The 20,226-nt window shown below is 55.1% G+C and carries 17 protein-coding genes; 3 read left to right on the top strand and 14 right to left on the bottom strand.

Going from position 1 to position 20,226, the window contains the following annotated elements:
* The 4 genes from RMR21_RS15450 to RMR21_RS15435 form a co-directional block, all read right to left on the bottom strand.
* The gene (locus RMR21_RS15450) at window positions 1-654 is read right to left on the bottom strand and encodes a response regulator (protein WP_498670358.1); all 654 of its coding nucleotides are present in this window, start codon (window positions 652-654) and stop codon (window positions 1-3) included.
* A gap of 80 nt (window positions 655-734) precedes the next feature.
* Window positions 735-2,396, bottom strand: coding sequence for a phosphoethanolamine transferase (locus RMR21_RS15445; RefSeq protein WP_498670357.1), 1,662 nt, complete (start codon window positions 2,394-2,396; stop codon window positions 735-737).
* Between the two features lie 182 nt (window positions 2,397-2,578).
* Window positions 2,579-3,595 (bottom strand): DNA topoisomerase IB, encoded by a 1,017-nt coding sequence (locus RMR21_RS15440; protein WP_498670356.1) that lies wholly within the window; start codon window positions 3,593-3,595, stop codon window positions 2,579-2,581.
* Window positions 3,596-3,711: 116 nt separating this feature from the next.
* Window positions 3,712-4,938: a PQQ-dependent sugar dehydrogenase gene (locus tag RMR21_RS15435; RefSeq protein WP_498670355.1), complete on the bottom strand. Its 1,227-nt coding sequence runs from the start codon at window positions 4,936-4,938 to the stop codon at window positions 3,712-3,714.
* Between the two features lie 190 nt (window positions 4,939-5,128).
* On the opposite strand from RMR21_RS15435, the gene RMR21_RS15430 reads away from it, so the two are divergent.
* Window positions 5,129-5,314 (top strand): hypothetical protein, encoded by a 186-nt coding sequence (locus tag RMR21_RS15430; RefSeq protein WP_498670354.1) that lies wholly within the window; start codon window positions 5,129-5,131, stop codon window positions 5,312-5,314.
* Here the strand turns inward: RMR21_RS15430 and RMR21_RS15425 are convergent, their stop codons facing one another.
* Genes RMR21_RS15425 through RMR21_RS15415 form a run of 3 tightly spaced genes read right to left on the bottom strand, consistent with a single transcriptional unit; the run spans window position 5,315 to window position 7,253 of the window.
* On the bottom strand, window positions 5,315-5,941 hold the full coding sequence (locus tag RMR21_RS15425; protein WP_498670353.1) for a class I SAM-dependent methyltransferase: 627 nt from the start codon (window positions 5,939-5,941) through the stop codon (window positions 5,315-5,317).
* Window positions 5,942-5,948: 7 nt separating this feature from the next.
* Window positions 5,949-6,617, bottom strand: a complete 669-nt coding sequence (locus RMR21_RS15420) for a pseudouridine synthase (protein WP_498670352.1) — start codon at window positions 6,615-6,617, stop codon at window positions 5,949-5,951.
* A gap of 39 nt (window positions 6,618-6,656) precedes the next feature.
* Window positions 6,657-7,253 (bottom strand): IMPACT family protein, encoded by a 597-nt coding sequence (locus tag RMR21_RS15415; protein WP_498670351.1) that lies wholly within the window; start codon window positions 7,251-7,253, stop codon window positions 6,657-6,659.
* An 81-nt stretch (window positions 7,254-7,334) separates the two neighbouring features.
* Between RMR21_RS15415 and RMR21_RS15410 the strand changes: the two genes are divergently transcribed.
* Both RMR21_RS15410 and RMR21_RS15405 read left to right on the top strand, forming a co-directional pair.
* Complete coding sequence (locus tag RMR21_RS15410) at window positions 7,335-8,549, top strand: TIGR03862 family flavoprotein (protein ID WP_498670350.1); 1,215 nt, start codon at window positions 7,335-7,337, stop codon at window positions 8,547-8,549.
* 141 nt (window positions 8,550-8,690) lie between these two features.
* Window positions 8,691-11,633 (top strand): hybrid sensor histidine kinase/response regulator, encoded by a 2,943-nt coding sequence (locus tag RMR21_RS15405; RefSeq protein WP_498670349.1) that lies wholly within the window; start codon window positions 8,691-8,693, stop codon window positions 11,631-11,633.
* Window positions 11,634-11,638: 5 nt separating this feature from the next.
* Here RMR21_RS15405 and RMR21_RS15400 read toward each other — a convergent pair whose 3' ends face one another.
* The 7 genes from RMR21_RS15400 to RMR21_RS15370 all read right to left on the bottom strand — a co-directional run bounded on the left by RMR21_RS15400 (window position 11,639) and on the right by RMR21_RS15370 (window position 20,218).
* Window positions 11,639-12,583: a 2-hydroxyacid dehydrogenase gene (locus tag RMR21_RS15400; protein WP_498670348.1), complete on the bottom strand. Its 945-nt coding sequence runs from the start codon at window positions 12,581-12,583 to the stop codon at window positions 11,639-11,641.
* Between the two features lie 114 nt (window positions 12,584-12,697).
* On the bottom strand, window positions 12,698-15,046 hold the full coding sequence (locus tag RMR21_RS15395; protein WP_498670347.1) for a polysaccharide biosynthesis tyrosine autokinase: 2,349 nt from the start codon (window positions 15,044-15,046) through the stop codon (window positions 12,698-12,700).
* A 75-nt stretch (window positions 15,047-15,121) separates the two neighbouring features.
* The gene (locus tag RMR21_RS15390; protein ID WP_498670346.1) at window positions 15,122-16,027 is read right to left on the bottom strand and encodes a UTP--glucose-1-phosphate uridylyltransferase; all 906 of its coding nucleotides are present in this window, start codon (window positions 16,025-16,027) and stop codon (window positions 15,122-15,124) included.
* 45 nt (window positions 16,028-16,072) lie between these two features.
* Entirely contained in the window at window positions 16,073-17,065 is a 993-nt protein-coding gene (locus RMR21_RS15385; protein WP_498671717.1) for a glycosyltransferase family 2 protein, read from the bottom strand.
* Entirely contained in the window at window positions 17,065-18,009 is a 945-nt protein-coding gene (locus RMR21_RS15380) for a glycosyltransferase family 2 protein (protein WP_498670345.1), read from the bottom strand. The genes RMR21_RS15385 and RMR21_RS15380 overlap by 1 nt, the downstream gene beginning before the upstream one ends.
* On the bottom strand, window positions 18,006-19,022 hold the full coding sequence (locus RMR21_RS15375; protein WP_498670344.1) for a glycosyltransferase family 2 protein: 1,017 nt from the start codon (window positions 19,020-19,022) through the stop codon (window positions 18,006-18,008). Before RMR21_RS15375 ends, RMR21_RS15380 begins: the two co-directional genes overlap by 4 nt.
* Window positions 19,023-19,033: 11 nt before the next feature.
* The gene (locus RMR21_RS15370) at window positions 19,034-20,218 is read right to left on the bottom strand and encodes a glycosyltransferase family protein (RefSeq protein ID WP_498670343.1); all 1,185 of its coding nucleotides are present in this window, start codon (window positions 20,216-20,218) and stop codon (window positions 19,034-19,036) included.
* Between the last annotated feature and the right edge of the window lie 8 nt (window positions 20,219-20,226).

Here is a 20,226-nt window from a genome sequence, read left to right as displayed (position 1 = left end):
TTACCTGATCGTGTAGCCGAGGCCGCGTACCGTTTCGACCCTGTCGGAGCCAATTTTCTTGCGAAGGCGACTGACATAGACCTCGACCGTATTGCTCTCGATTTCCGCACCGAATTCGTAAAGTGTCTCGTGCAGCTGCGCCTTCGAGACGACGGCTCCGGGTCTTTCAACCAGTTTTTCCAGCACGGCCCACTCGCGTGCGCTCAGCGTCAGCGACTGCCCGTCGACAATAATGTTGCGGGCAACCTGATTGATCTCTATGCCCGGCAGTTTGACGACCGATGCCGAGCGGCCCTCATAACGACGGGAAACGGCCAGCATGCGCGCGGTCAATTCGCCCAGATTGAACGGTTTGACGAGGTAGTCGTCTGCGCCGGAATTCAAACCCTCAATACGGTCAGACACTTGGTCGTGAGCGGTCAAAATGATGACCGGCGTCGCATCATTGCGATTTCGCAAGCCCTTTAATATGGAAAGGCCTTCACCATCTGGCAGTCGAAGATCGAGCAGAACGAGACCATAGGTAACAGTCTGCGTTGCAGCCGTCGCGTCGGCGACGGTCTTGAACCAATCGACTGCATGGCTTGCTGCCGCAACGTGATCCCGAAGTGCTTCGCCCAGCACATGATCGTCTTCGACAAGCAGAACACGCAAGAATACCTCGCTTTCGACCCCAATGACTGGGATATTACAGTGGGTATTCTGCGTATCTGATCTCGTCAAGCTCCATATGATCAAGCTGCCGGTCTGCGGGTGCAGTTGCTGAAGACATCAAGCGACCGGTCATAGACGGATGTCGATATGTTCATCATGCCCAAAATGCTGTGGAAGAAGTTGTCATGCGACCGACCGCCAGCCTGCGCATCTTTAGAAAGACAAGCGCTGTCCAATCCCATCGATTTTGCAAAGTCATTATCAACCCAGACAACAAAGGGGACATGCGTCTGCTCGGCCGGGGCAAGAATATAAGGCGCACCATGCAGATAGATTCCATTTTCACCCAGCGATTCACCGTGGTCCGACGCATAGATCATACTGGTCGCCAGCTTGTTGGATCGCGTTTTGAGCTTGTCGATAATGGCTGAGAGGAAGTGATCTGTATAAAGGATCGTATTATCGTAGGCGTTCACGATCTCTGAATCCTGGCAGTTCCCAAGCTCGGCGGTCTGGCAATCGGGCGTGAATTTGCGATATTCGTCCGTGTATCGAAGATGGTAGGTGGGGCCGTGGCTGCCCAATTGGTGAAGGACAATCACGCTATCCTTTGTCACGCCGTCCAGCCAGCTATCAAGCCTGTCCAGAAATATATCGTCGCGACATTCGCCCGTCGGGCAGAATTTCGGGTCCTGAGTGGCGGAAAGATCGAAATAGGGTATGCGGTCGGCGACGTTCTTGCTGCCCGTATCATTGTCCCACCAACGGGTATCGACACCGGCATGGACAAGGACATCGACGAGATTCTCATTCGATAATGCCTTGCTGTGACTGTATTCCGAGCGGGTAAAGCGGGAGAACATGCAAGGTAACGATATGGCAGTCGCGGTTCCGCAGCTCACCGTATTGGGGAAGTAGACGACGTTCTGCGCCTTGAGTTTCGGATTTGTCTCACGGCCATATCCGTTCAGGGAAAAGTTCACCGCACGTGCCGTCTCTCCGGCGACGATGACGGTGATGCGCGGCTTATGAACGCCAGCCAGAGCAGGCATGATTTTGGCGTCCTGTCCGGTCGGGGACACCGTCAATTTCGCCTCTTGATCAGCCTGCATCACGTAATGGATCGTCGAGGAAATCGGCGTCAGCGGGTTCAGACTTTTGACGAGATCCTTGTGCTGGCGCACGGCGGTCGTGAACGTCTTGGAGTTCGCCGCAGCGATGGCAATCGTTACTGAAAGACAAGCGATGATGGCGAGTGTGTTCCACAACAGTTTCGAAAAAAACGGGCGGTGCTCAATCTTGATCACGCAGAGAATAGCAATCGGGATGCCAGCAAAGATTACGAGATGTAAGGCAAATCCCGGAGTCATCAGATTGTTGGCTTCGGCATGTGTCGTTTCAAACGCGTTTCGCACCATATCGCTATCGATAACTGCGCCGAACCTGTCCATGAACCAGGACGAGACCGCAGCGACGATGATGAGAAACCCAAAGATCGGCTTGGTGACATATTTTGCCGTAAACAGAATGAAGACGGCCGAAAATGCAGCACCCAGCGCAACGTATAGCCCGAAAATGGCGACTGGATAAGGAGCAAGATAGGTGTGAGCTTTTGCCCAGAACGTGTGATTTGTGAAAGCCAGCACATAGAGGGCTGTCACCAGTCCAAGCGTGACGCTACCGACAGCGGGCCGCCTGATCTCAGCACGACCGTTTCTCAATGTTGTAGATGACAAAGACATCGCATTTCTTCCAATAAGCCAGACCATAGGCGCCCCCGCCGGGAAAAGCGGCGACGCAAGATGGTGTTTAGGAAGGTGGATGTGTCATGTAGCTGACATGAAACTGAACGACGTGTTGTCGATGCACGTCATCATGTCCAGCGTGCTTTTAAGGGTCGATGCCGCGCCACGGTTGGCAGACGCTACGGAAGAAATGCCAGGAGTTTACGCTCGTCGGCTCGCAGGCCAGAGGTTTGTTTCAAGTCGCTGCCAAGGACCTTCTCCATGCGCTTGATCGACTTTTCATCCGTTGCGATATCCAACACCGCAGGATGCACATAGCTTTTTCTGCAGATTGTCGGGGTGTTTGACAATTCCTCGGATGCCGCAACGCACATGCTTTTAATGGTTGGCCGATCACCGTCTTCGAGCGCCCGCACGGCATGCCCAAAGGCTGCAAGAGTTCCGCCCCATGTGCGAAACGTTTTTGCGGAAATTCCTTCGCCAGCGCTTTGAGAAATGTAGGCGTTCAACGCGCTGGAATCGACCGGGTGAACGTCACCCTCGTCATCCTGCCAGACAAACAGCTGTCTGCCGGGCAGGTCGGCGATATTTTCCAGAATTCTTTGCAAGCGAGGATGCTTTAGCTTGCGTTTGACGCGCTGTCCCCCCTTTGCTGCAAACCGTAGCTCGATCGTTTCCCCGAATTTGATGTGTTTCTTGAGAAGTGTTGTTGCACCATAGGTGCCGTTTGTTTCCAGATAGGTCTTGTTGCCCACACGCAAATGGGCTGCATCGAGAAGGAGAACGAGGGCAGCCAGGGTCGCATTCTGCCCGATTTCCTGCTTTGCAATGTCGGATGCTGCGCGTCTGCGGATTGATGGCAAAGCCTCGCCGAACGTCTTGAGCTGGTAGAATTTCGTATCGCCCCGGAAGGCGTGCCATTCAGGGTGGTAGCGGTATTGTTTGCGCCCACGCGCATCATAGCCCGTGGCTTGCAAATGGCCGGTTGGATCGATGCAAATCCACACCTTTTCATAGGCTGGTGGCACGCCAAGCGATTTGAGGCGACTGATTTCGATTTTGTCTGAGAGAAGTTCGCCACTTGGCAGGCGGTAGGAAAACCCGTTGCCGCGGCGTTCACGTGCTATGCCCGGTTCTTGATCGCTGACGTAAGTCAGCCCGATTTTTTTCAATAAGCGGATTGGCAACTGGTTCATGTTCGCAAATGGCTCCTCGTCCTATGGAGGATAATGCGCCCAGCGCGTCCGTGTTCCAGAAGCAGCTAAAGGACGCTGCCGGGAGCGGGTTTGTCATCGCTCCCGGCCGCGTTGCTTCATGCGCCCGGCGTGAGCTTCAGGATTTGGGACTTGCCGCCGCCGCGTTGCTCCGTCACCGCATAGATGGAGCCGTCGGTACCGACTTTCACATCGCGGATACGCTCCTCCAGGGGCAAGCGGCTTTCAGAGACAACCTTGTCGTTGTCGATTTTTAGAACAACGATGCCTTTGGTGACGAGGCCACCGATGATGATCGAATCCTTCCACTCCGGAATGGCGTCGGAATCATAATAGGCCATGCCTGATGGACCGATGACCGGGTCCCAATAATAGACGGGCTGTTCCATTCCGTCCTTGGACGTCATGCCGTCGCCAACGGCACTACCGCTGTATTCGATACCGTACGTGATGACGGGCCACCCGTAGTTCAAACCGGCCTTGGGCAGGTTGAGTTCGTCTCCGCCCTTGGGACCGTGCTCGACGGTCCATAGACGACCCTGACCGTCAAGGGTTGCGGATTGCATATTGCGATGACCATAGCTCCAGATTTCAGGCAAAGCGTTGTCTTTACCGATGAAGGGATTGCCTTGGAAGGCTTTACCATTCGCATCGATGCGGAAAATCTTGCCGAGGCCGCTCGATACATCCTGTGCCTGAACACGTGGCTCCTTGTCGGAGCGTTCGCCAACAGTCACGTACAATTCCTTATTGGGACCGAAGACGAGGCGCGAACCGAAGTGCTTGTCTCCGTCATAGGTTGGCATCTGGCGGAAAATGACTTTCGTATCTTCCAATAGGGCTTTTCCGTCGCTCTCGACGAGTTTGGCAGATGCGACAGAGGTACCGTTGCCGCCATCACGCGGTTCCGAAAATGAGAAATAAATCATTTTCGACGTTTCGAAATCAGGCGCAAGCGCGATGTCCAGAAGCCCGCCCTGGCCAGCGGACGAGACTTTGGGCACACCCTCGAGAGCGGGGCTCGCCTTGCCGTCTGTCACGATATGCATCGTGCCTTCTTTGGCGGCCACAATCATGCGGCTATCAGGGAGTATTTCCATCGACCACAAGTGAGGAAGCCCTTCTGCAACGACGGTTTTGGTCAATGATGGCAATGTGTCGGGTTGCGGAGCGCGCGTCTGTCCTTGAAACGCGGGTCGTTGATCCGGCGCATTTGCCTGACCCGCTTCAGCCGAGTTGGCGGATTGTGCGTGGGCGTTCGTGCCGAGTGGCACCACTAGGCACATGGCGAGAACGGTCGTTGTGAGTAGATGAACGCGCTGCATGGATCTCCCTTCCAATTTATGATGACTGGCCGGAAACATATGGGTCGCAGTTTCGTTTCGTCAAACTGTCTCAACAAAACTTGATTCCATCGTGTAAATGGGAAGGGCTGATATTTTATGGGTAAGAAGTGAGTTGGAACGCTTTGATTTGCCACGGGTTTTGCTTCCTTGAAATGCCAAGGAGGATAGAATGCAAATCGTGGTCAATACGGAAATGGAAACGGCGGATGTGAAGCCGATCCAGAGCGTCGCGGAGTTCTGCCGCCGTTATCGGCTGGATGAAACAGAGGAGTCGCGTTTGCGCACACTTTTCGGAGAATTCGCTTCGCGCCATGAACTTTTGATGAATGCCCAGAGAAAGGCCGTGCTTCGCTGATCAGGTGAATGTTGTTGTATTCAAAATCATGAAGACGTCGTAACGCGTACTTTTTCCAAGCAATTGATGGGATGGTTTACGGATGCCGGGCATAGGGTCGGCACGAAGTGGCCATTTCAAAACGACACGTTTTTGAGCGTGGGCTAGCGCAATGTGCATAAGCTCGGTCTGGTCAGGATCGGCCCCCACCAATTCCCGTAAAACCCGCATTTCCTTTTTCACAAGAGCCGTGTTCTGACGCGGTGGATGCATTGGATCGACCAGGATGACTTCTGGAGACAGCGTAGGAATGATTTCTCGCGAGTCTCCGTGAAGTAGTGTCATTCTCGACACGATAGTCTCATAGATGCCACCTTCAGATATGGCGCGTAATATCGCCTCGTGCAGCAGGGCATGCATCTGCGGCGATCGTTCAATGAGTGTCACTTCCGCTCCCAGCGAAGCCAGCAAAAACGCATCCCGTCCCAGCCCTGCGGTGGCATCGACTATTCTCGGAAGTTTGCCACTTTTGATCCCGGCCGCTTTGGCCAGTGTCTGGCCACGGCCCTCACCCGAGCGCAATCTGTGCCCGACGGCTCCGCCTACAAAATCTACGATAAAGCGCTCGTCACGATCTTTGTCCGTCATCGTCACCTCAAAAAGGGCTGGCAACGTTGAACGTTACGTCGCGACCGTCAGGGTGTCGAAATCCCAACGCCTCGGCATGCAACAGCAATCGTACGGAAGCCTTCAAAGCTTCGCCATCGGAATAAAATTCATCGCCCAATATCGGGTGACCGATCGCCTTCATGTGGACCCGCAACTGGTGTGTCCGCCCGGTCAATGGATGAAGCGTAAGCCGCGTTGCTGGAAGCGGCAGACGCTCAAGAACGCTCCATTCAGTTTGCGATGCCCGGCCAGCCTCATGGTCCACGCGGTGGCACGGTTTATTGTCAGGATCAATCGCGAGTGGAAGGTCGATTTGACCTGCCTCGCCATCAACATGTCCCCAGACAACAGCGACATAGGATTTGTGCGTCGTTCTGTTCTCGAACTGCGACGCGATCGCGGCATGAGCCTTGCGGTTCAGAGACATGAGCACGATGCCTGATGTATCCTTGTCCAGCCGGTTGATCATCAAAGCCTTGGGAAACTGTTTTTGAACCCGCGTTGCCAGGCTGTCGGAAAGTGCCGGGTCTCGACCTGGAACCGATAACAAGCCACTCGGTTTGTCGAGCACGACGATATCGCCATCCCGGTAGAGCATGGAGATATATGGCTCCATCGGTGGATGGTAATGCGGATTTGAAAGCGCAGATGACATGCTGTCTCATAGCATAAATTTGTCTGATGGCGAGGTGGTCTATGGCGAGGATTGTGGCAATGGAAGCGTTACGCGTCCAGCTGTCAGGTTCAAAACCATCTGGGCAACTTTGGTGGCATTTGAAGCGGGTACCACGAGAGATAGGCTTGCACCGCTATCTGTGAATGTCTCTGCTTTGATCACAAGATCCGGCACAGCCAGAAGCCTGGACTTTACCAAGGCTAGATCGGAAAATCCGCAGTCGAGGGTCGTCGAGATTGTTGCAACCAACGGTGTTTTTCCGCCGTTACGCAGGCAAATTGCGGCGGTACCCCCATAAGCGCGCATCAAGCCACCGCTGCCCAAAAGAATGCCTCCGAACCATCGCGTGACAACCAAGGCAATGCGATCGAGGGACTGTCCGTCGATGGCTTGCAAGATGGGTTTGCCAGCGGTTCCGGATGGCTCGCCATCATCGCTGAAACGATAAACCTGGCCAATGCGCCATGCCCAGCAATTATGGTTGGCCGTGGCATCCGAACGCTCCTCGATGAAGCATTTGGCCAACTGTTCATCCGCGACAGGGCTGGCCCATGCAATGAACCGGCTTTTCTTGATGTCCTGAGAACAGGTTTCGAGGCCATTGAGCGTGAACATGACGCTTCATTAGCGCATGTATTGTGACAGGCAAATCGTTATAAGGCAGATCATAACGAAAACCGCGGTGGGAATTTGGCAATGCAGGACAAGCAAGTCGCCATCATTGGAGGCGGGCCAGCCGGCCTGATGGCAGCAGAGGTTTTGTCCGCTGCAGGTCTTGCCGTCACGGTGTTTGAGGCTATGCCAACGGTTGCGCGGAAATTCCTGATGGCAGGCAAGTCCGGCCTTAATCTCACGCATGCAGAAGATTACCGGGATTTCGTGACCCGATTTGGCAAGGCCCGTGATCTGCTTTCACCCGCACTTGACGGGTTCAGGCCGGACGAGCTTCGTTCCTGGGCGCTTTCGCTTGGACAGGAAACATTTACGGGAACGTCTGGTCGCGTTTTCCCGGTCACTATGAAGGGCTCACCGCTTCTGCGGGCATGGCTGGCGAAGTTGCAGCAACAGGGCGTCGATATCAAAACCCGGCATCGCTGGACCGGTTTTGAAGATGATGCTTTGACGTTCGATACGCCCAATGGCCGTATTGTTATCACTGCCGACGCCGTTCTCCTCGCTCTTGGCGGCGCGAGTTGGCCGAAGCTCGGTTCTAATGCCGCCTGGGTTCCGTGGTTGGCGCAGAAAGGCATCGACATTGATGGGTTTCGCCCTGCCAATTGCGGGTTCGACGTCGGCTGGAGTTATCATTTCAGCGATCGATGTGCCGGAGAACCCGTCAAATCCGTCGCTGCGAGTTCCAGAGCAGGACGTTTCGAAGGTGAGTTTGTCGTAACGAGATACGGTATCGAAGGCAGTCTGATCTATGCGCACTCAGCCTGCCTTCGTGATGCGCTTGAGAAGGGTGAACAGCCCAGCTTGATCGTTGATCTGGCGCCGGGGCGCTCTGAAGATCGCCTTTCTAGCGCTTTGACAACACACTCTCGCAAAGACAGTCTCTCGAACAAATTGCGAAAGGCGGCAGGGTTGTCGCCGATCAAAGTCGCCCTATTGCGCGAATGCGTCCCTGGCGTGTCCGCCATGTCGCCTACGGAGATTGCCGAGCAGATAAAGGCTCTACGGATTTCGATTGTGGCAACACGGCCCATTGAAGAAGCCATTTCCAGTGCCGGGGGAATCGCTTTGAACGGTATTGACGCCCGCTACATGCTGAAATCCATGCCTGGCGTGTTCGTGGCGGGCGAGATGCTGGACTGGGAAGCCCCAACTGGGGGGTATCTTCTAACAGCTTGTTTTGCTACGGGAAAAGCAGCAGGGCAGGGCGTCGTCGACTGGCTGAAATCTGCGGGCTGACGATATCGTTCAATGTCCTATTGCGTCGGCGTCAAAAAAACGCTTGATAAGTTTCTTCGCATGCATTGGATGGTGCCTGTCAGTCCCGTTTGACTGCAGCTTTGGGTGGATGAGGGTTGGTGCTCTCGTTGGTGATCTTTTATGACTGATATTTCTGGGTTCGGCCAATGGCCTGTGGGTGGCGGTGAAGCCGGTTCTCTGGTCCGCGCATTTGACTGGTCTGAAACGCCGCTTGGTGCCATTCCATCGTGGCCTGCAAATCTGCGGCATAAGGTCAATTCCGTCGTCAATTCGCCGATCCCCCAGGTGTTGATGTGGGGGCCGGACCACGTCATGATCTACAATGACGGATATATCGAGATTGCGGGCAACTACCATCCGAAAGCGCTTGGTGGCACCGTTGAGGACATCTGGCCCGAGATTTGGGACTGGAACAAGAAAATCCTGGAAGCGGGTTTTCGTGGCGAGGTCCAGTCTTTCCGCGAGCAAACGCTTATTCTCAAAAGGCATGGGCAGCCCGAAGACGTGATCTTCGATCTCTTCTACACACCCATCCACAACGATGCCGGCACCGTTGATGGCGTTTTGTGCACGGTCCTTGAAAACACCGACAAGGTTAGGGCCATGGCGGAGCTGGCTGCGAGCCGGGAAGAGCTGAGCCGCCTAACCAACGCATTGCCAATCCTTGTCGGATTTATCGATCAAAATCATGTCTACCAGTTCGCCAATCAGGGTTATCTGGAATGGTTCAACCACCGTCCCGAAGACGTTTTGGGACGAAAAGTCTCGGACGTTATCGGCGAGATATTCTATCAGAAACGGCTTCCGTTTATCGAGCGTGCTCTGGGTGGGGAAACTGTTGTCAACGACGCGGAGATTCCAGGCGCTGATGGTGTAAAGCGTGCAGCCGAAATCCGCTATGTCCCGCGACGTACCTCGCAAGGTCAAATCGATGGCTGCTATGTTCTCATCATCGATATAGAAACACGCAAGCGCGCCGAGCGGGAGCTGTTGGTCAGCAACAACCGTTTTCGTGCTGCCGTCAGTGCCGTTCATGGGGTTCTGTGGACCAACAGCCCGGATGGGAAGATGGTTGGCGAGCAAAGCGGTTGGGGGGAACTCACCGGCCAGACATTCGATGAGTATCAGGGTTATGGCTGGGCAGAGGCCGTTCACAGCGATGATCGTGAGGGCTCGATCAACAGTTGGAACAAAGCGGTCGCCATGAAGTCCACCTATGTGTGGGAGCACCGCGTTCGCCGTCACGATGGCGTTTTCCGCACCTTCGCCATACGCGCCATTCCCATTCTCGATAGCGCAGGATCAATCATTGAATGGGTCGGCGTTCACACCGATATTACCGAACAACGCACCGCTGAAGTCGCGCTGAAAGAGCACTCCGCCAATCTTGAACGTGAAATTCGCCACCGCATACGGGCAGAAGACCAGTTGCGCCACCTCAACGAAGGTCTCGAAGCGCGTGTCGCTGCCGAAATCGGTGAGCGTCGACAGGCAGAAAGAGCGCTTCAACAGGCACAAAAAATGGAGTCCATCGGCCAATTGACGGGGGGAGTTGCGCACGATTTCAACAATTTGTTGCAGGTCGTCGCCGGGAATCTTCAGCTTTTGGCGAAAGACGTCGCTGGCAATGAACGTGCTGAACGGCGGGTTGGCAACGCGTTGGCGGGTGTCAGTCGCGGGGCGAAACTCGCCAGTCAGTTGTTGGCCTTCGGCCGCCGCCAGGCGCTAGAGCCGCGGGTCATCAATGTCGGCAAGTTCGTTGTCGGCATGGACGACCTGCTGCGACGCTCACTCGGTGAGGCAGTCGAAGTCGAGGTCGTCACTGTCGGTGGCCTGTGGAATACCTATGCCGACCCCACACAGGTAGAGAACGCTCTGTTGAACCTTGCGATCAACGCCCGCGATGCGATGGAAGGTTCCGGAAAACTGACGATCGAGGTTGGAAATGCATCTCTGGACCAGGATTATGCGCGAACGCATGCTGAAGTCGAGGCTGGCCAATATGTGATGCTCGCAGTGTCCGATACGGGCTCTGGCATGGCGCCAGAGATTGTCGACAAGGTGTTCGAACCGTTTTTTTCGACCAAAGCCGAGGGCAAAGGGACGGGACTTGGCCTCTCCATGGTCTATGGTTTCGTCAAGCAGTCTGGCGGGCATGTCAAGATTTACAGCGAGGTCGGGCAGGGGACGACCGTCAAGATTTATCTACCCCGCTCGCATTCGGATGAGGACCGTGAAGTTGTCGCGCAAACCGGCCCGATTGTCGGCGGCACGGAAACTGTGCTCGTAGTCGAGGACGATGACGAAGTAAGAAGCATCGTGGTCGAAACGCTGTCCGATCTCGGCTATCGCGTGCTGACGGCGCGGGATGCGCAGGCAGGTTTGACAGTTGCCGAAAGCGGAGTGCCCATCGACGTGATCTTCACCGATGTGGTGATGCCGGGTCCGATGAAAAGCAGCGAGATGGCACGACGGGCGAAAGAGCGTCTGCCGCACCTCGCAATCCTGTTCACGTCCGGCTATACCGAAAATTCCATCGTCCATGGCGGTAAGCTGGATGCAGGGATCGAGCTGCTGTCGAAGCCCTATACGCGTGAAGCTTTGGCCAGACGTTTGCGCCACGTGATCGCCAACCAGAAGCAGCGTGTTGAAGCCAGCCGGGACCGTTCCTCAGAACAGGCAACTCTTGCCAAATTGCGGGCCAAGACATCAATGCGTGTCATGCTGGTCGAAGATGACGATCTAATTCGCATGAATACGGCCGACATCCTTCTGGAGGGCGGACATACGGTGATAGAAGCCGCAAACGCCACACAGGCCATGGACCTCATCCAACGCGAAGAGTTCGATGTGCTTGTAACGGATGTCGGCTTGCCGGATATGAGCGGCTCAGAGCTTGCTTTGTTCATCAAAACACGCAAGCCGGAAATCGGTATCGTGTTTGCGACCGGTGACAACTTTCTGCCGAAGAATGCCCCGGCCGGTTCTGTCCTTCTTTGTAAGCCTTACGACGAAAACGATGTTCGCTTCGCCATCACTCAGGCGATGAGCGCTGACGTCTAGAGCTGTTAGTAGCCGCGAGCCATACCCACTGTCGGTGGAAGCACACCCGTCCGGCGCCAGTTTTCGATGTTTGCGGCAACAATAGTGGCAGATGTCTGCCGGTTCGTAGGCGCCGAAATATGCGGCAGAACGGTGACTTTCGGATGTGACCAGAACGGCGACTGAGCCGAAAGTGGTTCCTCCTCGAACACATCCAGAACCGCGTGCGAGAGATGACCTGTATCAAGAGCGGCTAGCAGATCATCTGCAACGATGACCGCACCGCGCGCGAAGTTGATGATAGCAGCATTTTTTTTCATGATACCGAGGCTGTTCCTATTCAATAGGCCCCGAGTGTCGGCCGTCAGTGGAACAAGGCAGACAAGAATGTCGCTTTTTTTCAACAGTGTTGTGAGACCTTCGTCACCGCAAAACGTCTCGACACCGTCGAGTGTTTTGGATGACCGGCTCCAGCCTGCAGTGTTGAACCCCGCTTGACGTAATCTTGCGGCTGCCGCAGCGCCCAGAGCACCGAGCCCCAATATGCCGATGGTCATGTCTTTGGGATGTCGGTAATCCAATTCCCGCCAGACTGAATTGAGCTGGTTCTGTCGGTAGGCAGGCATATCGCGTTGGAGATAATAGGTCCATGCGAGCACCGCTTCGGCCATCACCCGAGACAGTTCCGGGTCCGTTAGACGAACGATCGGCGGCGATGCCGTACCGAGCTCTGCGACAAGGCGCTCCACGCCTGCCCACAGACTGTGGATCCATTTCAATCCAGTCAGTTGAGCAATATCTGCTGGATCAGGATTTGCCACGATAGCGACGTCTACCTGTGACTTTTGCTCATCCGTCAGCGTTTTGATGGAAAGGATCGTCTCGTCCGGCAATGCTGCGGACAGGGTTTTGATCCACTCGGCCTCATTGGCTTCTGTCGTGCGGGAAACGAATGCGATAGGGGAAGCCATGGTTGAAAATATCCTGCGCAGATTTACGTGCGACATCAATGCGGAAAACCGAGCGTGAAATCCAGCGCTCGGTTCAAAAAAATGCCCGCATGAGGCGGGCATTTTGTTCTGGATTTAGGCCGGTTCGGTTACCGGCTTCTTTGCATCGCCGTAGTAAGCCGAGAACTTCTCGTGATAATGCTCGGAACCGCCGGGGCCGGCATAACGCTGCAACTCGGTCATGTCGGTTTTGTTCAGCACGATACCAAGTGTCTTGTTGGCAATCTCCGGCTCGTGGCTCATCAGGTTCTGCACCATCTGGATAGGCGTCTTGCCCCACTCGGTCACGAATACGAAGCCATCCACCTGCGACGCAAAGGCCTTGGCATCGATGACGGGAACCACCGGGGCAAGGTCAACGATGATGTAGTCACAGGCTTCCCGCGCGGATTCCATGAACTTGCGCATGCCCGAAGATGCCAGCAACTCGCTGGAATGCGCGAACTGGTTGCTGGTTGAAACGGGCAAAATACCCATTTTCGTACGGCTATCGACCTTCACAGCCTTCGTCCACGGCACCTCATCCAGCACGACTTCCACGAGACCGGCCGATTGGCGGGTAGTCAACATGCGGCTGAGACCGGGATTGCGGATATCGGCGTCGACGACCAGCGTGCGTTTGCCGGTCGTGGCGATGAGGCCAGCCAGGTTAAGCGCAACGACGGACTTCCCTTCGTTCGGCAAGCAGGAGATGACGCCGATCACACGGCACTGTTTCTCCTGAATGACAACATCTGCGGTCAGTTTCACATTGCGCAGGGTCTCGGTGAAGCTGGATCGGGGGCTATCCACGGCGAGACGCAGCATTTTCTGGAACGAGACCTGTCCGTTCTCTTCAATGTCGCTATCGGGGACATCAGGCGTCGCCGCACCCGTTTCTGGCTTCGTGACGTCGACGCCCCTTTCGCCGATAAATGGCAGGTAACCAAGGAAGCGCATACGCAGATTGTCGCGCACATCGTTTCCGGTATGAAAGTATCTGTCCCGGAATTCCAGAATTGCAGCGACACCACCACCGAGCATCAGACCCAGCACGATGGAAAGCGCCATGGTCATCGTCTTTTTGGGGCTGGACGGGGACGTTGGTAGTCCCGCATCGGAGATGATACGAGCTTTGGCAATCGGGAACGACTGCTTCTGAGACGCCTCTTCAAAGCGGCCAAGATACGATTCATAAAGCGTCTTCAGCGCCGCTGCCTGCTGCTCAAGCTCTCGAAGCTTGACAAGCGTCATATTGGCTTCCGAATTTCGACCAGCGACACGGTCAATGTTCTCACGCAAGGACTGCACGCGCGACTCCGTGACATCGAAATCGTTCTTGAAGCTGCCGGTGAGCTGCTGAAGTTCTTGATAAATCTGGCGGGAGAGGTCGCCTCTTTCACTCGCCAGCGCTATCGCCTGCGGGTGATCCTTGCCAAATTGCTGGACAACGCCGCGCTCACGGTCCGTGATGGCGATGTAGCGTTTGCGCAGATCCTGGATGACCGAGTTGTCGGTATCGCGCGCGGATACGATCGCGTTGTTGACCGCGTTGTCGGGTCCTTGATCAGTGATCGACTTGTACTGATTGTAACGAGCCGACGCAGTTGCGGCATCCGCCTGGGCGGCAATCAGTTGTCCGTTCAAGTCAGAAAGCTGGCTTTCCGACATCAACTCACCACGCGACGATACGATGTTGTTGGCGGCCTTGTATTTTTCAACGGCAAGGGATGCAGCTTGAGAGCGCTGGTTAAGGTCTGTCAGTCGCTCTTGCAGCCAAACAGACGCCCGTTCTGTTGCATCGAAATTCGCGTTCAACTGTTCGGTCAGATAGGATTCAGCGTAGGTCTTGGCGATCTGGGTCGCCAACTGCCGGTCAGTCGAGAGAATGGATATGGCGATGACTGAGCTTCGACCAACGCGTTCAACCGTCAGTGCTTGCTGAATGATCGCAGCCGCCTTTTCGCGACGGCCATTGCGGATCGCCGCTTCAGATGCCGGAGGCGAATTTGGCGTCAGCAGATCAGCGACCCCTTTGATGGAAGACTTGACTAGATCCATGGGCGACATCGGCGGATTGACGATCGCCTCATTCTGGTCGAGCTTGGCCTTGTCGACGACCGTCAAGGCCATTTCCTTCGACTTCAGAATTTCGACGGCGCTGGCGATGCGGTTGTCGATGACCTGAGCCGCCGGAACAGGATCCTCTTCTTCGGCATAGCGCGACAGGCTATCGTCCAGCAGGACTTGCGTCATCGCTGTGTAAACCGGCGTCGCGAACACGAGATAAAGTCCAGCCAGAACCATGGAGACAATGACACAGGCACCGATGATATTCGCGCGGCGTACGACGGCCGCCCAGAGACGGTCGAGGTCTATGAATGTATCGGCATCCTTCGATGGTTCCTGGAAATTCATGTTCGATCTAAAGGTCTTGTGGTGCATGGACCCACCTTGTGGTTTAAATTGCGAGCGGGAAGCCAGATTTTCTCTGCCCTCCCTGCATCGGATTATTGAATATCAGGCAGCTTTGACGCGGCTTTCGTGGTTTAAGACAAGTTCCTTGATAGAAGCCAGGACTTGGGCTTCCATGTCAGAGCGCATTAGCGAGAAGGCAACGTTTGCCGCGATAAACCCCTGTTTACTACCACAATCGAATGTTCGCCCGATAAATTTCTGGGCATGAAACGGCTGTGTTTCGGCAAGGCGCCTCATACCATCCGTCAACTGTATCTCGTTGCCTGCGCCGCGCTCCTGTTTGGCGAGAGTATCAAAAATTTCCGGCTGCAAAATATACCGACCATTGAGGTAAAAATGGGATGGCGCTTGGGAAGGTTCAGGCTTTTCCACCATTTCCGTGACGCGAAATCCGTGATTTACCGTCGGGCCGACGCCGACAATGCCATAGGCCGATGTTTCCTCAGCCTTACATTCTTCCACGCCCAGAATGTTTCCGCCGACTTCTTCATACAGCTCCATCAGTCCCGAGATGCAACCGCGGGCTCCATAAGACACCATATCGGGCAGCAGCAGGGCAAAAGGCTCCTTTCCGACAAGTTCTCGAGCGCACCAAACGGCGTGCCCCAGACCGAGTGGTATCTGCTGGCGCGTGTAGCTGACGGTTCCGGCAAGCGGTAACATTTTTTCCAGTTGCAGAACCTGCGTTGTCTTTCCGGCCCGCGTCAGAGTGTTCACAAGTTCGGGGGCGCTGTCGAAATAATCCTCGATCGCCGTTTTGTTGCGGCTGGTGACGAAGATAATGTGTTCGATTCCAGCCTGCATCGCTTCGTCGACGGCATATTGTACGACGGGCCTGTCAACAATTGTCAGCATTTCCTTCGGCATGGCCTTTGTAGCAGGCAGGAATCGCGTTCCATTTCCCGCGACGGGAATAACAGCTTTTCTGACGGTCCTGTTCAGGTCCACAGCATGCTCCTTGGACAATACTTTACGAGCGGGTCGTGCCAAGCATCAGGATGCCTGCCGCTTCACGTCCCGATCAATCGTTGAAGTAAAAAGGGATTCGCGGAGTTTCCTCAATCGCAATTCGATCGGCATGCGAAGATGCCGCAGTGCAACCGGATCGCGCAGCGCAATTTTCAGGATGCCGCCGACCGAGCGCTTCTTGATGCTCGATACCAGCATCAGAAAATGACGCGCCTCGATCAGGCTTCGGCTTCGTTGGTTCTGTGCGTTTTTTGCTGCTGGCAGCAGCGTATAATGGGCCAGGAACTCTTCGTCGGCGGCGATCATAGCCTCCACATGACGAAGCTCAAGCACGCGGGAAATGGAGCCTTCCCGGATGTTGTAGACATAGCCCGGCTGTGGTTCGATGACGCAGAGACCACCGACGGCGAGGGCGGATGCCAGGAGCAGGTAATCCTCTCCGATCCGCAGTGTGGGGTGAAACCGTAGCTGATGCGTATTCAGAAAATCACGACTGAACATCGGCTTCATGTAGCCGAAATTGAAAGTCGAGCGGAACAATACATTCGAGGCAATGAAGTCTTCGAGCGTCAAGACGCGACGCGCCTCCAGAAGCGCCTCGGGAAACATCGTCTCCTTTGGACGTCCATCTGTGTAAACGACATCGAGATTATCAACTGCCATAACGGCATTTGCGTTTTCTGCACGGGCAATCATTCGCGCCGCGCGCTTTGGCTCAATCGCGTCGTCGGAATCCAGCACGGCGATCCATCGACCATTGGCAGCATCGATCCCAGCGTTCCGCGCCCCGCCTGGACCGAGATTGTGCTCCAGCGCAATCAGTCGCACGCGTGGGTTTTTATGCCTTAGAGCGCCGACGATTTCGCGCGTCGCGTCGGATGACTTGTCGTCTACGACGATGACTTCCAGCGAGATGTCTTCCTGAGCCAAAGCGCTCTCGATAGCGGGAACGATGGTTTCAGCTGAATTATATGCTGCTATGATAAAGGTAACATCGGGCTGTGCCAGCGCCTCCATCATGTTGCCTCCACGGCGCCGTACTGGCGTATCTCACGCACACCGAAGGCACCACTGAGAGATCCCATGTGAAGCGCCACACGAAGCAATTGCTTGTTCCTCCGCACAGGATCGAACGCGCCTATTGCCGCCATGGCAGCACATGCAATGATCTTTGCCCCGGCAATCAGACCTTGCGCAACGCGGGAAATCCCCGGCTTTTTCTCCGCGAGCAACCGACCGTGCGTCTGTCCGGAGCGAAAGCGGCGTTTTGCGAGCCACATGAAGCTGGCGCGGGTGTCGGGCACGGGCTCTGAAAGCAGTGCCTTTTCTGCAAAGGCGATACGTCCGCCATCCGCATGCATATGTGAGAAGAAGTGCGTGTCTTCTCCTCCACTCTGGCCGAGCGATAAGGCAAAACGTCGACCGCTGAGTGAGGGTGCCTTCATACGCAACAGTGTGTTGCAGGTGTAGCCGGTGATGATCTGGCCGTTGACCCAGACTGGCCGGGTCGAATGGAAATCACCTCTGCGCATCCAGTCCGGAACGGTTGGTTTGTAAATTGCTGTCACAGGTCCCAAGACCGTTTCGGCACCCGTCTCATCCGCGGTTTTGAGAAGCTCGACGAGCCATTCTGCAGGTGCGGTTTCATCATCGTCGATGAAGGCCAGATAGTCGCCATCGCTGGTGGAGAGGCACGCGTTGCGGGCAATCGAGATGTTTGATTTCGGGCAATGAACGTAGGTAATCTCAAAGGGCGAGGTTTCGCGCAACCGGTCGATTGACGCTTCCGCACTAGGCTCTGCGTCATTATCGGCCACGATGAGGCGAACTGTGACGTTGTGTGGAACGCTGAGATCGAACAGGGACTTCAACGTGGCGACCACCGCCGGGCGGCGGTAGGTGCAGATGCCAATATCGACTTTGACCGGTTGTGAAGCCGAAGCAAGTGACGTGCTGCTCATGAGATCGCCTTTCCTGTCATCGGCGCCGGAGTGCCAAAAGACCCAGCCAGTTCAAGCCAGAAGCCTGTTGACCATGCAAAATGCATGACCATCGCGGCGAAGGCCGCCAGAGGACCATATGGGTTTTTCTGAGCGACGGCCATCCAAAGCCCGTAACCGAGGCACGCGGCGATCCAAAGGCACAGGGGCAAGAGAGCAATCCAATAAAAAATACCCAGCACAGCCAAGAGCGCAATCGGCATGACGGCCAGTGGAATCATCTGGCGAATTTTTGGCAAGGAACGATGCTTCAAGAGGTTCTTCGCGCGTCCGCGACCATATGCCATGTATTGCTTGAACAGAGGCCGCACATCCGCGCGGGGATAATAGGTCATACGCGTCTTGTCTGTCATCCAGATGCGGAAACCGGCCTTGCGAAGCCTGAAATCCAGCTCGGCATCTTCATTGTGACTAAAGCTCTCGTCATAGCCGCCGACAGTCTTGAATGCGGAAATCCGCATCAGTGCGTGATGGCCGTGGTCGATCCAGTGGCCCTTCGCCCCCTCGCGGTGCTTCGATCCTCCATTGCCAAGTTTGGAGTTCTGGGCGATGGCGGTGGCCTTCTGGAACGTCCCATGCCCCACCGTATCCATTGCGACGACGACCGAATCAGCGTTTGTTTGAACGGCATCCTCCAGCAGGCGATGGCAATAGTCATCGGGATAATCGCCATGCGCATCGATGCGAATGAGATAATCATATCCCTCGCTGAACATCTCGACGGCCAGATTTATCCCCGCACTCTGAATGCGCTTTGGATTGGCGAGAAGAATGATCCTGGGATCCTGCATGGAAAACTTGGCGACGATGTCGCGTGTTCCATCCGTGCTTCCGCCGTCTGCCACGATGATGCGGTCTTGGAGATTGTTCAGCGTGCTGGAGAATTTCAGGAGGAGGTCATCGATCGTCCGTGCCTCATTGAGGCACGGAATGACGATCAAAGTTTTTACGTCTGGAATGGTTTGCAACTTCATGGCTGACCCCGTCAAGCGGTTGATAGTTTTGCTGCAACGGAGCGGCCATTGTGCGGCGCTGCCAATGACGCAAGTTTATGAACGAGTTGAATGCAGTCCTGATTATCCGTCACCCAGTGGTCACGATCGATGGATGCAAGGTTTTTAAACGATTCGAGATAGGTCGGCTCATCCATCTGCTGGAAAAGTGCCTCAAGGGTCTCAGTGTTGGCAATTGGAAGAACATGCCCGATGTTTCTGGTCTCCAGAAAACGAGCTGTTTCTGTTCCCGCCACTGCAATGGGAAGAGTGCCATACAGACAGCCTTCATAGAGCCTGTTTGGCAGCAACCAGCTTGAGTTTTGACCTTCTTCGAAGAAATCTATCGCCCACGTGAAATGCACGTCATCATAGATCGAGGCCAAATCTTCGGGGTTCTTGTATGGCCCTCGAAAAGTCACATGCGGCGCATTGGCAACGTAACCGTCAAAATCGTCGAACTCGGAGTAGGCCGGGCGACCGCGCAATACGATTTCAACCTTGCCATCCATCCGCTTCGCAAAATTTCCGAGAATTTCGAGCGACTTTCGGCAACGCAGTGCGCCAAACCAACCGATTCTCCAGGGCTCACCGGCTTTTGGGGCGCGGGGCTGGGGGGCGATCTGCGCTTGGTTTGCGTCAAGAACGAGAACCTTGTTTTCCTGCAACAGTACTGGCAAGGCCAAGCCTGAGCGTGGTGCAAAATACTGGCTCACAAACGCCGGTGAACTGGTGATCAGCAGCTTGGCGTCTTTGGCGAAATAGCGTTGCGCGGCGTTCACGAGCGTCCCGGCTGGGCCTTCGTTCAGAAGCAGACGGTGGATATCGAGGCACTCGTAGACCACAGGTACGTCACGCCCATAAATGCTTGATACGCGGCGTGATAATGCCAGCATCTCAAGATTACGTGCTATGATGACGTCAGGCCTCGTCACGTTTTTCAGAAGGTGTTTGAGGGAAAAACTTGATTTTACAACAGACAGGATGCGCTGGACAAACTGCCCATCGGCAGTCTCGCCCAATATGATGGGCGTGACGCCGTCGACAGTCGCGAGCCTGTTTTCACCGCGCGTAAATCCTGCGAGGCTGACCTTTGCTCCACCCGCTTGCAGCGTCATAACCCGCCGGCGGATGGCCGGGTCGGCTAGGTCGTGAGCGAGATAGAGAATATGCGTCATAAAATGCG

The sequence above is a fragment of the Agrobacterium sp. rho-8.1 genome (genome assembly GCF_033957725.1).
GTDB lineage: Bacteria > Pseudomonadota > Alphaproteobacteria > Rhizobiales > Rhizobiaceae > Agrobacterium.
The sequence above is the reverse complement of the archived record's forward strand: the minus strand, read 5'-3'. Positions and strand labels throughout refer to the sequence as shown.

What these genes read in the sequence shown, in the direction of transcription:
- RMR21_RS15405 (WP_498670349.1), top strand. Translation starts at nt 8,691, where the DNA reads ATGACTGATATTTCTGGGTTCGGCCAATGGCCTGTGGGTGGCGGTGAA.
- RMR21_RS15415 (WP_498670351.1), bottom strand. Translation starts at nt 7,253, where the DNA reads ATGTTCACGCTCAATGGCCTCGAAACCTGTTCTCAGGACATCAAGAAA.
- RMR21_RS15400 (WP_498670348.1), bottom strand. Translation starts at nt 12,583, where the DNA reads ATGGCTTCCCCTATCGCATTCGTTTCCCGCACGACAGAAGCCAATGAG.
- RMR21_RS15395 (WP_498670347.1), bottom strand. Translation starts at nt 15,046, where the DNA reads ATGCACCACAAGACCTTTAGATCGAACATGAATTTCCAGGAACCATCG.
- RMR21_RS15425 (WP_498670353.1), bottom strand. Translation starts at nt 5,941, where the DNA reads ATGACGGACAAAGATCGTGACGAGCGCTTTATCGTAGATTTTGTAGGC.
- RMR21_RS15380 (WP_498670345.1), bottom strand. Translation starts at nt 18,009, where the DNA reads ATGAGCAGCACGTCACTTGCTTCGGCTTCACAACCGGTCAAAGTCGAT.
- RMR21_RS15375 (WP_498670344.1), bottom strand. Translation starts at nt 19,022, where the DNA reads ATGAAGTTGCAAACCATTCCAGACGTAAAAACTTTGATCGTCATTCCG.
- RMR21_RS15440 (WP_498670356.1), bottom strand. Translation starts at nt 3,595, where the DNA reads ATGAACCAGTTGCCAATCCGCTTATTGAAAAAAATCGGGCTGACTTAC.
- RMR21_RS15445 (WP_498670357.1), bottom strand. Translation starts at nt 2,396, where the DNA reads ATGTCTTTGTCATCTACAACATTGAGAAACGGTCGTGCTGAGATCAGG.
- RMR21_RS15430 (WP_498670354.1), top strand. Translation starts at nt 5,129, where the DNA reads ATGCAAATCGTGGTCAATACGGAAATGGAAACGGCGGATGTGAAGCCG.
- RMR21_RS15370 (WP_498670343.1), bottom strand. Translation starts at nt 20,218, where the DNA reads ATGACGCATATTCTCTATCTCGCTCACGACCTAGCCGACCCGGCCATC.
- RMR21_RS15435 (WP_498670355.1), bottom strand. Translation starts at nt 4,938, where the DNA reads ATGCAGCGCGTTCATCTACTCACAACGACCGTTCTCGCCATGTGCCTA.
- RMR21_RS15410 (WP_498670350.1), top strand. Translation starts at nt 7,335, where the DNA reads ATGCAGGACAAGCAAGTCGCCATCATTGGAGGCGGGCCAGCCGGCCTG.
- RMR21_RS15385 (WP_498671717.1), bottom strand. Translation starts at nt 17,065, where the DNA reads ATGGAGGCGCTGGCACAGCCCGATGTTACCTTTATCATAGCAGCATAT.
- RMR21_RS15420 (WP_498670352.1), bottom strand. Translation starts at nt 6,617, where the DNA reads ATGTCATCTGCGCTTTCAAATCCGCATTACCATCCACCGATGGAGCCA.